Source organism: Vibrio sp. ABH4_348 (assembly GCF_056159765.1).
In genome coordinates this window covers 167,014-181,934 of the sequence record NZ_JBSWVW010000001.1, presented here as the reverse complement: position 1 = coordinate 181,934, position 14,921 = coordinate 167,014, and the positions used below count along the sequence as shown (strand labels likewise).

The window sequence follows — 14,921 nt, the reverse complement described above, 5'->3', positions numbered from 1 at the left end:
CAACCATTATCGAGAGAAAAAGGTAACTTACTAGGCAACTTCCTCTTCGCTAGTAATAATGGTTACTCGATTTCTACCCATGGTTTTGGATTCATAAAGCGCAACATCTGCATTTTTATAGCTCGCCGCACTATCAGGAATAAAGTCGGTACAACCTACGCTGATGGTCACACCCAAATCGGGTTTGTTGGCGATGTTTTGTCGCAATCTATCCAGAGCGCCAACCGCATCATCTAAACAAGCATGAGGCATGATGATCGCAAACTCTTCGCCTCCGATTCGATAGATAAAGTCTGTTTCTCTCATGGTTTGTTGCATAATTTCAGCCACTTGAGTAATCACTCTATCGCCCTCGTCGTGTCCTAATTTATCGTTAACACGTTTGAAATGATCGATATCTAGCAATGCCAAGCAGGCTTTATTCACCAATGGATAGCGCTCTACTAACTTGGCAATCTCGCGCATTCGAAGTTCAAATTTACGGCGATTCCACAAAGTGGTTAGGGCATCTTTTTCACTGAGCTCCCGTAGTTGGAGCTCTAAAGCTTTACGGTCGGTAATATTCACCAATGACGCCGTGTAATAACCCTCAGTTGCTTTTTTGTCGCGGATATTTTGAATTCGCATAATGGCGGTAACTTTACTGCCATCCTTACGAGTAAACGCGATTTCACCTTGCCACTGATCATGAAGCATTAAACTGGTGAAAATGTCATCCACCACTTTAGGCTGATCAGCCAGCAACGCCTTGATTGCATTTTGAGACTTAACTTTAGTATCCAGCAATCCGGTCAACTTGGTAAATTCTTCGTTAACCATTAGCGTTTTATGGTGCTTGTCGGCAATCAATACCGCTGACATGCCGCGAAGCGCCGCTTGCGCCAACTGGGCTTCAAGGCTTCGGCGTCGGTAATACATCACAGCTAAACAAGTTGGTAAGACCAAGCTAAGAATCAACAAAAATAGAATCGAAGCCTCTTGGAACAGGTCTTCAAAGAATGGTCGCGCTTTTTCAGATAGAGTCTGCTCATCCACTTCAATAACAAGGAATGCGGGGTTTTTGCCAAATAGATGCAGTTGAGTGAAGGCGATCAAGCTGCCATGCTCCATGCGGTACCCTGAAAACTCAGACTGGATTTCATGCCATGTCTTGGGGTAGCGGTCTGCAAATGAACAGGTTCGTTGTTGCTCAATACACTGCCAGTTCGAGACAAAATCTCCGTTGAAGGAGACAAGTTGTGGTTTCAAACCCTCTATTGGCGAGTAGTTTAACTGCGAAGCAAATTGAGTGAAGTCGAGTGTCAACGCAACGTAACCATTGCGTCTATTATCGGTGTACACCGGAGTGATCAGGTGCATCAGATTATCACTCTTGCCCTTGTATGCCGTTGGCGTGTCTTGCCATACACCGACTTCACCACGTTTTAACATGCGTGCATACTGAAAACGACGATAGTTGGCTCGATCTCGAAAATGTGTTTCCGGGCCACTGTTAGAAGAGAAAAAGCGCACCAACACTTGGGTACGTCCTTTTGCATCAAAATAACTAAGTTCGCTGTACCAGCTTTGCCCCGAAATCACACTCAACCAGTCTTTCTCCAAGCGCATTCGCGATTGCTGGTCATCTTTTGCTATGTAATCTCGAAGAGGCTGACCGGACGCAAGTAACTCACTGATACTGACCAACTGAGCACGAGCAATTTGATACTCACGCTCACTGTACGCCAACTGATTGATAGCTTGATTAGCGGTAGATTGAATGTTTTCAACGCTCAGTTCTGACGAGCGTTTGAGATAGAAGCTCGTGGACAGAACTAAGCCAAGTAATACGATAATACTCGCTGCAACAACTAAGGTACGAAACCGCATTACTCTCGCTCTTCAACTCATATGAACAGCGAATTATATATCATTTACTCAATATGACTAATTAATTAGCATTAATTGATTACAAAAATATAATCCTGATGTATTAGTTACTTTCCACCTGTAATCGATACAGCACGTCCACCGAGTCTGAGATAGTCAATGTAGCGTCTTGATAACCAGAATCGCTCGAGACTTTAGCTTCCATCATCACGCCCATTGGATACACAGGAGCATGTTGACGTGTATTGTAAGAAATGCGCCAGACCGATTGAATTTCACTACCAAAACCTTTGGCTAGAGCGTGCGCTTTTTGCTGTGCATCTTGAATGGCGAGATCGCGCGCTTGTTGTTGATATTTGGCGGTATCTTTTACTTTTAGCTGGATGTTGTCGACCTGATTGATTCCCGAAGACAAAGCTAAATCTAGGTAAGGGTTCAATTTTTCTAGGTCGAGAACCGTCACTGAGATTCGGCGTGAAGCATGATAGCCGGTAAGTTCCCTTTTTTTGTTGTTTGGATAGTGGTATTGAGGAGACAAATGTAAATTTGAGCTAGTAATCTGCTGTTTTTTGACACCGTCACTGGTTAAGGTCGAAATAAAACGAGCCACGGCTTCATCGACTTTTTGTTTAGCTTGCTCAGCAGTTTTAGTCGAAGCGACCACCGTTACGGAAAACTCAGCCATATCAGGAGTGGCAACGACTTCTCCATAACCTGAAGTTGTTAAATGCGGAAAATCCATTGCCAGCGTTGGCAACGACAAGAAAGACAGTGCAGCAGTCAACGAAAGTGTTTTAAGAGTCTGAATCATAGGTATCCTCGACCGATCATTTTAAACTTGAGGCAGCACCTGTTTGGCGTAATTCATAATGTCTTGGCTGAGTTGACGAAATACCTTTCCTTCAACTTGCCAGTGATGCCAATACAGCTGATGAGATAATGCTAACCCTGGTGTTATATCGACAAGCGTTCCGTGTTTTAGTTCGTTTTCAATCTGAACTTCAGGGATCAGACAGTAGCCAACACCGTGTTTTGCCAGGTGTACAAACGCCTCAGAACTTGCGACATGATGCACGCGATTGGGCTCTGATTTCAGGTCAAAATGATCCTGATAAAAACGCTGGTTTAGTTGGTCGTGATAATCAAAGAGTACCGTTGGCGCCGCCATTAGAGACTCAGAATTTACACCATTGGCGAAGTACTGATTGGCAAATTGCGGATTACAAACACACAAATAGTCCATCCTACCAAGCCAATGAGATTCACAACCGGCAATGGGATTGGCATCCAAGCTTATTGCACCCGCCACCTCTCCTTTGCGCATACGCTCGAGCGTTCTCAGCTCATCGGTGACAATTAGGTCCAAGTTGACGGGTGCGGTCCTCATAAAGTCGTCAACGGCTGGCAGTAGCCAAGTCGCCAAAGAGTCAGCATTAATCGCAATCGAAATAGTCGGTCTTGGTCCCGTGTCAGATTGCAAGTGCTGAGGAAAAGCTTCACTTTCTAACAAACGGACTCGTCGATACAGTCCCAGTAGTTTTTGCCCGAGCTCCGTTGCCCTTGGTGGCTTTTCGCGCACTAAAACCGGCGCAGCAAACTGCTTTTCCAACTGTTTGATTCGTTGAGAAATAGCTGATTGGGAAATGTATAGCGCGTCAGCCGCTTTATCAAACCCTCCCTTTTGAATCACCAAATCCAGAGCTTCCACTAAATCGTAATCTAGACCTTTCATAAAATAAGATTTACTTATTGATAATCAATATTATTAATTTTACTTATTTTTTTGTTCGACGTACGTTACCCACTTCAGATTAAGGAGAGAAAATGAGTATTTGGGTATTACTGCAGGGATTTGGACTGGGTGCTAGCATGATTATTCCTATCGGGGCGCAGAACGCGTTTGTATTGAATCAGGGAATCAAAAAGAATCACCATCTCACTACTGCAGGTATATGCAGCGTACTGGACGTGATATTTATTTCGTTAGGTATTTTTGGTGGCGGTGCACTGCTTTCACAAAACGAGACTCTTCTCAACTTGGTTACTATTGCAGGAATAGCCTTCCTCTCTTTCTATGCGTTTTTGTCTTTCAAAAGTGCTTGGCAAGCACCATCCGAGCAAGATGAAGAGCAGCGGGCTTCCTTGCTATCAGGCAGAAAAGCAGTACTACTTGGTGCGTTTGCAGTCAGCGCGCTCAACCCACATGTTTATATCGATACTGTGGTGATTCTTGGTTCGGTAGGCGGACAATTTGAAGGTAGCGATAGAATGGCATTTGCTATTGGTGCATTTATCGCTTCGTTTTTTTGGTTCTTTAGCCTTTCGATTGCCGCCGCTAAGTTGAGTCCAGTGCTATCTCGCCCAAATGTAAAACGTGGAATAGATGTGTTTGTTGGTGCGATGATGGTTTTTGTCGCCGCTATGCTTACACGCGCGTTACTTATCGGGAGTCTAACGGGTTAATTGTAGCTTGATCCAAAATACAAAAAATGGCGGTTTTTACCGCCATTTTTATTTGAGTCGAATTTTAATCGACTTTGTTTAAATGAACATCCATTTGCGGGAATGGAATTTCGATACCATTGGCATCCAGCTCAACTTTAATTGCTTCCATAATATCGAAATAGACTGGCCAGTAATCTGAGGTTTTAACCCAGGGTCTTACTGCAAAATTCACCGATGAATCAGCAAGTGCAACAACACCAATAGTCATTTCCGGATCTTTCAAAATTCGAGGATCATTTTCCAAGGTTTTGCGAATCACTTCTTTGGTGAGTTTTAAATCAGCTTGGTAGGAAACACCAATCGTTAGATCAATTCGACGTGTTTCGTGGCGAGAGTAGTTGGTGATCGCACCACCAATCACAGAAGCATTAGGAACAATAACTTCTTTATTATCTGGTGTTTTCAATACAGTTTGGAAAATCTGAATCGACTCGACTGAACCAGCAACACCTGCAACTTCAACATAGTCCCCAGACTTAAATGGTCGAAAGGCAACAATCAAAACACCCGCCGCAAAGTTAGACAGTGAGCCTTGCAAGGCTAAACCAACTGCTAGACCTGCCGCACCAATCACAGCAACTACAGATGCCGTTTGTACGCCTAGTCGACCAAGAGCCGCAATCAGCACAATAACAAACAACGTGTAACGCACTAAGCCATGGATAAATTCAACGACTGCTTTATCCATTTTTTTCTTGTTTAAGACTTTGGCAACGCTATTGGCAATCGCTTTCACCACCAAGTTACCAATAAACAAGATCAACACGGCTGAAATGATATTTACACCATATTGAACTAAAAGATCTGAGTTGTTTTGCAGCCAGCTCTGAGCTTGGTTCATGCTCTCTACCACAGGCGCTTGTATATCCGAAGTATCTGTCGACATTTTGGTTTCTCTTATTCCTTCAAAGGTGGGCAAAGTAACGTATTTTCCAACATTAGCAAAGCGGTTGTAGTGATAACTTTTGCATGATTTTTAGATAAGTTTCTGAGACTTTTGTAGTGTTTAGAACAAAAATCAGACACAAAAAAACCCGCATAAAGCGGGTTTAGAAGCTAGAACTGAATAAACGTTTAAATTAAAGAACGTCTACTGAGTTTAGGTCAGCAAAAGCTTGCTCTAGACGAGTAACCATTGAAGCTTGACCTGCGCGTAGCCATACACGTGGATCGTAGTACTTCTTGTTAGGCGCGTCTTCACCAGTTGGGTTACCGATTTGACCTTGTAGGTAATCGTGGTTGTCAGATTCGTACTGACGGATACCATCCCAACATGCCCACTGAGTATCAGTGTCGATGTTCATTTTGATAACGCCGTAACCGATTGACTCACGGATTTCTTCTAGAGAAGAACCAGAACCACCGTGGAATACGAAATCTAGAGAGTTAGCTTCTAGGCCAAATTTCTCAGAAACGTGCGCTTGAGAGTCACGTAGGATAGTTGGTGTTAGAACAACGTTACCTGGCTTGTATACACCGTGAACGTTACCGAAAGATGCAGCGATAGTGAAACGTGGGCTAACTGCGTTTAGTTTTTCGTAAGCGTAAGCAACATCTTCTGGAGACGTGTAAAGCTCAGATGCGTCCATGTGAGAGTTATCAACACCATCTTCTTCACCACCAGTACAACCTAGTTCGATTTCTAGCGTCATGTCTAGCTTAGCCATGCGCTCTAGGTACTTAGCAGAGATTTCGATGTTCTCTTCTAGAGACTCTTCAGAAAGGTCAATCATGTGAGAAGAGAATAGTGGCTTACCAGTTTCTGCGTAGAACTTTTCGCCTGCGTCTAGAAGACCGTCAATCCAAGGAAGAAGTTTTTTAGCGGCGTGGTCAGTGTGAAGAATTACTGGTACACCGTAAGCTTCTGCTACTTCGTGAACGTACTTAGCACCGGCAATAGCGCCAAGAATTTGAACGCCTTGGCCTTCAAGTTTAAGACCTTTACCTGCAAAGAATCCGGCACCACCGTTAGAGAACTGAACGATAACTGGAGATTTAACTTTAGCTGCTGCTTCTAGTACTGCGTTTACAGAGTCAGTACCGATACAGTTAACTGCTGGAAGAGCAAATTTGTTTTCTTTTGCTACTTGGAATACTTTTTGTACGTCGTCACCAGTTACTACACCTGGCTTTACAAAGTCAAAGATCTTAGACATGGATAGAGTCCTATTTATCTGTCGTTTTCTAAAACAAAAACTTTTAGTTGAGTCTGCTGCTACCTGCTCAGAATTCGCGCTATGTTAACAAAAGTTCTGTGAAGTTGCAGCTAAACGAAAGCGGGAACTCAGTCCCGCTTTTCCAGTGTTACTTAGCGCGCTCTTCGAGCATCGCTACTGCTGGTAATACTTTACCTTCTACAAATTCAAGGAAAGCACCACCACCTGTTGAGATGTAAGAAACATCTGCTTTAATACCAAACTTGTCGATTGCCGCTAGAGTGTCACCACCACCAGCTACAGAGAAACCAGCTGATTCAGCGATAGCCTTTGAAATTCCCGCCGTACCCGCTTCGAAGTTTTTGAACTCGAATACGCCAACTGGACCATTCCAAAGAATCGTTTTTGCATTGCCGATGATTTCAGCAAGTGCAGCAGTTGAATCAGGACCAAGGTCGAAAATCATGTCGTCATCAGCAACTTCAGTTACTGGTTTGATTTCCGCCTCTGCGTTTTCGTCGAATGCTTTTGCACATGCCACGTCAGTTGCAACTGGAATTGCACACTCTTTCATTAGCTTTTGAGCCGTTTCAACAAGGTCTGCTTCGTATAGAGATTTACCAACGTTATGGCCTTCAGCAGCAATAAATGTGTTTGCAATACCGCCACCAACAACTAGTTGGTCTGCCACTTTAGAAAGAGACTCAAGAACCGTAAGCTTAGTTGATACTTTTGAACCACCAACGATAGCAACAAGTGGGCGCTCTGGGTTATCCATCGCTTTACCAAGTGCTTCTAGTTCTGCCGCAAGAAGAGGACCAGCACATGCTACTGGAGCATTCATACCAACGCCGTGAGTAGACGCTTGCGCACGGTGAGCCGTACCGAACGCGTCCATTACGAAGATGTCACAAAGAGCTGCATATTTCTTAGATAGCGCTTCTTCGTTCTTCTTCTCGCCTTTGTTAAAGCGAACGTTTTCTAGAACAACAAGCTCACCTGCATTTAGTTCAAGACCATCTAGGTAATCTTTTGCTAGTTTAACGTCGCAATCTAGAGCGTCGTTTAGGTAGTTAACAACTGGTTGTAGAGAGAACTCTTCAGCGTATTCGCCTTCTGTAGGACGACCTAGGTGAGACGTTACCATTACTTTCGCACCTGCTTCCAAGCAGTGCTTAATTGTAGGTAGTGAAGCTAGAATACGTGCATCCGAAGTCACTTTGCCTTCTTTTACTGGTACGTTTAGATCCGCACGAATAAATACACGTTTACCTGCGAGTTCCAGGTCAGTCAACTTGATTACAGACATGATTTGTCCTCTCAAACAAAAAGTAAATTTAAATTATTGGGCTCGGCTTCCTGCCAAACCAATAAGAATTTTTGATTCTTACCAATACTTGCGCTGTATATGGGGGCAAGCTTATTTATTTCAAGCCTAAAAATAATGCAAACTAATCTGCTTCAAACATAGCTAGCGTTGTATCGAGCATCCGGTTTGCAAAGCCCCATTCGTTGTCACACCACACCAGCATTTTTACTAGATGGCCATTACTGACACGAGTTTGCGTCCCATCTACGATCGCACTGTGAGGATCGTGATTAAAGTCGATGGATACCAGCGGCGCCTCAGTATAGTCAACGATGCCACTTAATGTACACCGAGCAGCATCAATTATGGTTTGATTTACGTCATTAACTTTCACATTTGTATTAATTGTGACACTTAAATCCATCGCAGTCACATTTACAGTGGGAACTCTGACGGAAATCGCTTCAAATTTGTTGGAAAATTTCGGGAATATTCTTTCAATACCCTTATGCAGTTTGGTATCGACTGGAATGATAGATTGACTCGCCGCCCGTGTCCGACGCAGGTCATTGTGGTAAGCGTCTATCACCTGCTGATCATTCATGGACGAGTGAATCGTAGTGATGGTTCCAGAATCAATACCGAAGGCATCATCCAATGCTTTGATAATCGGGACAATACAGTTAGTCGTACACGATCCATTAGATACGACATTTTGCTGCGCGGTTAATGTCTCGTGATTCACACCATAAATAACTGTGTTATCCACATCAGCACTACCTGGGTGTGAGAAAAGCACCTTCTTTGCACCAGCTTCGATATGAGCTTGGCCATCTGCTTGCGAGCCATAAACACCGGTACAATCGAGAACTATATCTACTTCCAAATCTCGCCACGGTAGTAGATCGATTTCACTTGAATGCAAAATTCGGATCGAATCAAAATCACCATCCGCTCTATGTATATAAAGGTGTTCCTGGTCATTTGTTACTTTTCGAGCAAATCGACCATGGCTGGTATCATATTGAAGTAGATGAGCCATGGCGTCCGGCTGAGCGAGTTCATTTACTGCAACAACTTTGATAGCTTGGTGCTTTCCGCTCTCGTAAACCGCTCGAAGTACGTTCCGACCGATACGACCAAATCCATTTATCGCAACTTTTAGCATGTGAAGATCTGATGTGGCTAATAAATAATGTGCGACAAATAGTAACCGATTGCGTGACACCGCGCACTATTTACTCGCAGCTTCGGTTTCAACGTTCAATTAATTGCTAGACAAAGTCGTTACTAACGGTATATTTCAGTTAAGACATTGATTTCTAATCTTTGACTTATCAGCTTTCTGTGTTTTCATTTTTTCACTGAGGGTCAAATAATGTCTGATCAAACTCACTATTGCCAACGATGTGATGCATTAACCGCTTACAAAGAAACTTTAGAGCGAAAGCCAAGCTCTTACGATAGTTTTGATACTTGGTACAAAAGAATCATGTTAGTCGTTCGAGAGTTCATTAATGGTGGTCACTACTTCAACATGGACAGATACCTAATCTGTAAAGTATGTGGACATCGAACCAAAGAGAACCTAGGTAACGAGTTCGAGTAACATAAATTTTCGCCTTTAGCCCTCTGATTTTAGAGGGCTTTTTTATTCCTATTTAAGATCTAAACTACTCTCTATCACATATAACTTTCCTAAACTGAAATATGATAGACGTCAAAAATTGCTTGAATTTCTTTCATTCGATCCTAAAATAGACGTCTAGATGTAAATACACCTAATTGAATTATTTTTGTTCGACTCTTTCTGATCGAATAACTGTAAAAGTGGAACTGTTATGGCTAAGCACCTTTTTACTTCTGAATCTGTATCAGAAGGTCATCCAGATAAAATTGCAGATCAAATCTCTGACGCAGTACTAGACGCGATCATCGAGCAAGATCCTAAAGCCCGTGTAGCGTGTGAGACATACGTAAAAACGGGTATGGTGATGGTCGGTGGTGAGATCACCACATCAGCTTGGGTAGACATTGAAGAACTCACCCGTAAAACAGTTCGCGAAATTGGTTACGTTCACTCTGACATGGGTTTTGATGCCGACTCTTGTGCGGTTCTAAACACCATCGGTAAGCAATCACCTGACATAAACCAAGGTGTTGATAAGGCAGACCCTAAAGAGCAAGGCGCTGGTGACCAAGGTATTATGTTCGGTTACGCAACAAACGAAACTGACATTTTGATGCCAGCACCTATTACTTACTCTCACCGTCTTGTTCAAAAACAAGCTGAAGTACGTAAAAATGGTTCTCTACCTTGGTTGCGTCCAGATGCAAAATCTCAGGTTACCTTCCAATACGACCAAGGCAAAATTGTTGGTATTGATGCCGTTGTATTATCAACTCAACACTGTGATTCAATTTCAACGCCAGATCTGCGCGAAGCGGTAATGGAAGAAATCATCAAGCCAGTTCTACCAACAGAATGGCTAACTAAAGATACCAACTTCTTTATCAACCCAACTGGCCGCTTTGTAATTGGTGGTCCAATGGGTGACTGTGGTCTAACAGGTCGTAAAATCATCGTAGATACCTACGGTGGTGCTGCTCGCCACGGTGGTGGCGCATTCTCTGGTAAAGATCCATCAAAAGTTGACCGCAGTGCTGCTTACGCGGCTCGTTATGTAGCGAAAAATATCGTTGCTGCTGGTCTAGCTGACCGTTGTGAAATTCAGCTTTCATACGCTATCGGGGTTGCTGAGCCAACTTCAATCATGGTTGAAACATTTGGTACTGAAAAAGTATCACAAGACATCATTGTTGAAGCAGTACGCCAGAACTTCGATCTGCGTCCATATGGTTTGCAAGAAATGCTGAACCTACTTCAGCCTATCTACCAAAAGACTGCAGCTTACGGCCACTTCGGTCGTGAGGAATTCCCATGGGAAGCAACTGACAAAGCACAACTTCTTAAAGAGTTTGCTGGTCTGTAAAAAGAACTTCAACAGCATAAAATCAAGCCTCGCAAATGCGAGGCTTTTTTATTGAACGCGCTTCGCTTGCTCCTTCCAAAGAACTTAATTAGTTTCATTCCGTTTACCACCAGTACACTCTTGTTGGTCAGTAGCACATCTTTTTCCCACTTTTATTTTATGGTTATACCGTAATAAACCATTGCAATAAAAACCAAACTGTTCGATATTTAAACAGATGTTGCGAGTTTGTTAACTTCGCATAACAACTAAATTCGAGTGACGCTATTTCCAGTGGAACTCTTAAGTACATCAAACAAGGAGGATATATGCCTCGAACAGTTAATCCGTCAGAACTGGATCACAAGGAAAAGAGCCAGCCTGATCACGAGTACGCTAGAACCGTACCTTGCAATCAGTTAAGCGTTTCCGCCCCATTTCATTGGTTGTCCCTTGCCCTTCATGATTTTATCCGTATGCCCGGCATCAGTTTGGTATACGGTTTTTGCTTTATGATTGCGGCCATTGGTATTGTATTTTTGGTCGAGTGGCAAGGAACCCATCTAGTTGTAATGCCTAGTCTTGTTGTCTACATGTTAATTGGCCCATTTTTGGCACTGGGTTTATACGATGCTGCGTGGGAAAGGGAGAAAGGCCATGAAGCCAGTTTATTCCATTCCATGAAAGCTATTGGACGCAACTCCAGCTCACAATGGGCGTTTGCCGTATTACTGGCCGTTGCCATGATCTTTTGGATGCGAGTGGCTGCTCTCCTGCATGCACTTTACCCATCAGTTCAAGGTGCTCCGTTAACCGACTTTCTTCCATTTTTAGCGATCGGTTCAATGGCTGGATTTGTTATTGCGTGCGTTATTTTCAGTATCTCAGCGTTTTCCATGCCGATGATGATGGAACGCCGAGTGGATATTATGACCGCCGTATTTACCAGTTTTAATGCTGTTAAATCGAACATTCCAGCGATGATAGTGTGGGCCGCGATAATTTGTGCTGGAATTCTAGTTGGCTTCGCTACATATGGGATTGGCATGCTATTCACCATGCCTCTGCTTGGTTACGGAACATGGCACGCCTACCATGAAACAATTCGTAAAAAGCATCACGTTTAAGTTGGAATCGAAAACGAAAACAGCTATTTCGATGGTTTTCGAACTCAATTAGTACTGCTAGTATCTGCCCCACTTATTCGTGGGGCTTTTTATGTCAGTCAAACTCAGCCAATCCCAATTAACTTATCTGCAAGATTCCGCAGTGAAGACTTTAAACCACTGGTATCAAGTAGCTGTGGAGAAAGGATGGCAATTGGAGGGCGTTCCTTCAATCTCTCTAAATGTCAGAGGTAAAGTGGCCGGCAAAGCGCTGCTAACAACTGGCGAAATTAGGCTCAATCCGGTCCTCTTCTGGCAAAATCAGCAAGCATTTACTCAAGAAGTGATTCCCCATGAACTGGCACATCTCATCGTGTGGAAATACTTTGGGCGAGTTCGACCGCATGGTAAGGAGTGGCAAAACATAATGGTCGAGGTTTTTTCAATAACTCCAAAAACTACACACTCCTTTGATATTTCAGCCGTTCAAGGGAAACAATTTATTTATCAATGTGACTGTACTACTCATAATCTATCTATTCGGCGTCATAACGCGGTGCTCAAAAATCAACGTGTTTACCTCTGCAAACAATGTAAAACGCCATTAAGACTCTCAACATAACCGTAACCCTTGTTTTTTTCGGCGCTGGCATCCATGTTATTGCTATCCTAACGTTTTTATCTGCTAGGCACTTATGCGAATCCCAAGAATCTATCACCCAAGTCCCATTTCCACTCTAGGCTCGCTAGCGCTTAGCGATGACGCATCCAACCACGTGGGCCGCGTTCTTCGTATGCAAGTTGACCAACAGCTTGAACTGTTTGATGGTTTGGGAAGCCAGTATCCAGCACGCATCACCGAAGTAACAAAAAAACGTGTCACTGTTGAGCTACTTGATAAGGTTGATCACAATAGTGAATCACCGCTGGATTTGCACTTGGGACAAGTCATCTCGCGCGGTGAAAAAATGGAATTTACCATTCAAAAATCGGTCGAGCTTGGTGTGAATAGTATTACCCCTCTTATTTCTGAGCGCTGTGGTGTAAAACTCGACGCCAAACGTTTTGAGAAAAAGCTCCAGCAATGGCAGAAGATCGCGATTGCTGCCTGTGAGCAATGTGGACGAAATGTTGTACCAACGATTCACCCAATACAGCCGCTTGAAGAATGGAGTAAAACGCCATTTGATGGCCTTAACCTCAACTTACACCCAAGAGCAAAATACTCTATCAATACTCTGCCAGAAGCGTCCCAACAGATTCGATTGTTAATTGGTCCAGAAGGTGGACTATCAGCACAAGAAATCGCGATGACGCGTGACAATGGATTTGAAGAGACCTTGCTCGGCCCTCGAGTATTGCGCACCGAAACGGCAGCATTGACTGCGATTACCGCTTTACAAGTGAGATTTGGCGATCTGGGTTAAACGTCCAGCGACACTGAGTCCTTATTACGGAGAATTCAAATGATCAAGCTAGGTATAGTGATGGACCCAATCTCGTCCATCAACATTAAAAAAGATTCCAGTTTCGCCATGTTAATGGAAGCTCAGCGCCGTGGTTATGAGCTGCATTATATGGAAATGCATGACTTACACTTAGATCAGGGTGAAGCTTGGGCTGATACTAAAGTCGTGACCGTTGAAGAAAATCCACAGCAGTGGTACCAGTTTCAATCAGAGCAAACCATTAAGTTGGCTGATCTGGATGTGGTATTGATGCGCAAAGATCCACCGTTTGATACCGAATACATCTACGCCACTTATATTCTGGAACGCGCAGAGGAACAGGGAACGCTCATCGTAAACAAACCGCAAAGTTTGCGTGACTGTAATGAAAAGCTATTTACCGCTTGGTTCCCTGAACTCACCCCAACAACGGTTGTGACGCGTAAAGCAAGTAAGATAAAGTCTTTTGCCCAAGAGCACGGTGATGTCATTTTAAAGCCGCTTGATGGTATGGGTGGAGCCTCCATTTTCCGCGTCAAACAAGACGATCCCAATCTATCGGTCATCATCGAAACCCTGACTGCACATCAGACTCAGTACGCCATGGCGCAAACTTTTGTACCTGATATCTCTAATGGCGATAAACGCATCTTAGTTGTAGACGGTGAAGCTATGCCGTATTGCTTGGCTAGAATTCCCGCCAAAGGAGAAACTCGCGGTAACCTTGCAGCAGGTGGACGCGGTGAAGCTCGCCCGCTATCTGAAACAGATAAACAGATAGCAGCGGCAGTAGCGCCTACACTTAAAGAAAAAGGGCTTATCTTTGTTGGTTTAGATGTCATCGGCGACAAACTTACCGAGATCAATGTGACTAGCCCGACGTGTATTCGCGAAGTCGAAGCGGCGTTTGATATCTCCATTACTGGAAAACTGATGGATGCCATTGAGCGACGTCTAAAAGACTCTGCCAACTAAACGCTGCAGGAGCCCTGATGAACCTAACAAACCATTTCTTGGTTGCGATGCCGGGCATGAAAGATCCATATTTCAATCGCCGTGTGATATATGTGTGTGAACACAATGATGAAGGTGCGATGGGACTAATGATCAATGCCCCCATTGATATCTCGGTCGCCAAAATGCTCAAGCAAGTCGATGTGCAGCCGGTACATCCACAGCTAAATACCGACAGTTTGGAAAAACCCGTTCTAAACGGTGGTCCTGTTTCGGAAGATCGAGGTTTTATTCTACATAGACCCAAAGATCACTATGAATCTAGTCTGCAAATGACCGAGCAAATTTCAGTGACGACCTCCAAAGACATACTCACAGTACTTGGAACAGAAGCGGAACCTGATAATTACCTAGTCGCGCTAGGTTACTCAGGCTGGGAAGCAGGGCAGCTCGAGACAGAACTGGCGGAGAATTCTTGGCTAACCATCGAAGCGGATCCTGACTTAATTTTTAACACACCAATTCAAGAGCGCTGGACTAAAGCAGTTGAACGTCTTGGTATTAGCGCCGCTAATTTATCTAGCGATACAGGACACGCTTAA

General features: G+C 43.7%; 15 protein-coding genes. 8 read left to right on the top strand and 7 right to left on the bottom strand.

What is annotated here, in order from left to right; all coding sequences use genetic code 11:
- Positions 1-30: 30 nt before the first annotated feature.
- The 3 genes from ACXAFJ_RS00965 to ACXAFJ_RS00955 all read right to left on the bottom strand — a co-directional run bounded on the left by ACXAFJ_RS00965 (position 31) and on the right by ACXAFJ_RS00955 (position 3,601).
- Positions 31-1,869, bottom strand: a complete 1,839-nt coding sequence (locus ACXAFJ_RS00965) for a sensor domain-containing diguanylate cyclase (protein WP_475320794.1) — start codon at positions 1,867-1,869, stop codon at positions 31-33.
- Positions 1,870-1,972: 103 nt separating this feature from the next.
- Positions 1,973-2,680, bottom strand: a complete 708-nt coding sequence (locus ACXAFJ_RS00960) for an oxidative stress defense protein (RefSeq protein WP_475320793.1) — start codon at positions 2,678-2,680, stop codon at positions 1,973-1,975.
- 21 nt (positions 2,681-2,701) lie between these two features.
- Positions 2,702-3,601, bottom strand: coding sequence for a LysR family transcriptional regulator ArgP (locus ACXAFJ_RS00955; RefSeq protein ID WP_475320791.1), 900 nt, complete (start codon positions 3,599-3,601; stop codon positions 2,702-2,704).
- Between the two features lie 92 nt (positions 3,602-3,693).
- Between ACXAFJ_RS00955 and ACXAFJ_RS00950 the strand changes: the two genes are divergently transcribed.
- Entirely contained in the window at positions 3,694-4,332 is a 639-nt protein-coding gene (locus ACXAFJ_RS00950; protein ID WP_475320790.1) for a LysE/ArgO family amino acid transporter, read from the top strand.
- 64 nt (positions 4,333-4,396) lie between these two features.
- Here ACXAFJ_RS00950 and mscS read toward each other — a convergent pair whose 3' ends face one another.
- The 4 genes from mscS to epd all read right to left on the bottom strand — a co-directional run bounded on the left by mscS (position 4,397) and on the right by epd (position 9,007).
- The gene (gene mscS / locus ACXAFJ_RS00945; RefSeq protein WP_475320788.1) at positions 4,397-5,260 is read right to left on the bottom strand and encodes a small-conductance mechanosensitive channel MscS; all 864 of its coding nucleotides are present in this window, start codon (positions 5,258-5,260) and stop codon (positions 4,397-4,399) included.
- A gap of 193 nt (positions 5,261-5,453) precedes the next feature.
- Positions 5,454-6,530: a class II fructose-bisphosphate aldolase gene (gene fbaA / locus ACXAFJ_RS00940; RefSeq protein WP_475320787.1), complete on the bottom strand. Its 1,077-nt coding sequence runs from the start codon at positions 6,528-6,530 to the stop codon at positions 5,454-5,456.
- A 148-nt stretch (positions 6,531-6,678) separates the two neighbouring features.
- Positions 6,679-7,839, bottom strand: coding sequence for a phosphoglycerate kinase (locus ACXAFJ_RS00935; RefSeq protein ID WP_475320786.1), 1,161 nt, complete (start codon positions 7,837-7,839; stop codon positions 6,679-6,681).
- A 142-nt stretch (positions 7,840-7,981) separates the two neighbouring features.
- A complete protein-coding gene (gene epd / locus ACXAFJ_RS00930) occupies positions 7,982-9,007 on the bottom strand; it encodes an erythrose-4-phosphate dehydrogenase (RefSeq protein WP_475320784.1) in 1,026 nt (341 codons plus the stop codon).
- Positions 9,008-9,217: 210 nt separating this feature from the next.
- On the opposite strand from epd, the gene ACXAFJ_RS00925 reads away from it, so the two are divergent.
- The 7 genes from ACXAFJ_RS00925 (at position 9,218) to ACXAFJ_RS00895 (ending at position 14,921) form a co-directional block, all read left to right on the top strand.
- Complete coding sequence (locus tag ACXAFJ_RS00925) at positions 9,218-9,448, top strand: hypothetical protein (protein WP_475320783.1); 231 nt, start codon at positions 9,218-9,220, stop codon at positions 9,446-9,448.
- A gap of 232 nt (positions 9,449-9,680) precedes the next feature.
- Positions 9,681-10,832 (top strand): methionine adenosyltransferase, encoded by a 1,152-nt coding sequence (gene metK / locus ACXAFJ_RS00920; protein WP_475320781.1) that lies wholly within the window; start codon positions 9,681-9,683, stop codon positions 10,830-10,832.
- Positions 10,833-11,140: 308 nt separating this feature from the next.
- Complete coding sequence (locus ACXAFJ_RS00915; RefSeq protein ID WP_475320779.1) at positions 11,141-11,938, top strand: DUF2189 domain-containing protein; 798 nt, start codon at positions 11,141-11,143, stop codon at positions 11,936-11,938.
- A 91-nt stretch (positions 11,939-12,029) separates the two neighbouring features.
- A complete protein-coding gene (locus tag ACXAFJ_RS00910) occupies positions 12,030-12,539 on the top strand; it encodes a SprT family zinc-dependent metalloprotease (protein WP_475320777.1) in 510 nt (169 codons plus the stop codon).
- 73 nt (positions 12,540-12,612) lie between these two features.
- Entirely contained in the window at positions 12,613-13,344 is a 732-nt protein-coding gene (gene rsmE, locus ACXAFJ_RS00905; protein ID WP_475320776.1) for a 16S rRNA (uracil(1498)-N(3))-methyltransferase, read from the top strand.
- Positions 13,345-13,383: 39 nt separating this feature from the next.
- Positions 13,384-14,340 (top strand): glutathione synthase, encoded by a 957-nt coding sequence (gene gshB, locus ACXAFJ_RS00900; protein ID WP_475320775.1) that lies wholly within the window; start codon positions 13,384-13,386, stop codon positions 14,338-14,340.
- Between the two features lie 17 nt (positions 14,341-14,357).
- Positions 14,358-14,921 (top strand): YqgE/AlgH family protein, encoded by a 564-nt coding sequence (locus tag ACXAFJ_RS00895; RefSeq protein WP_475320773.1) that lies wholly within the window; start codon positions 14,358-14,360, stop codon positions 14,919-14,921.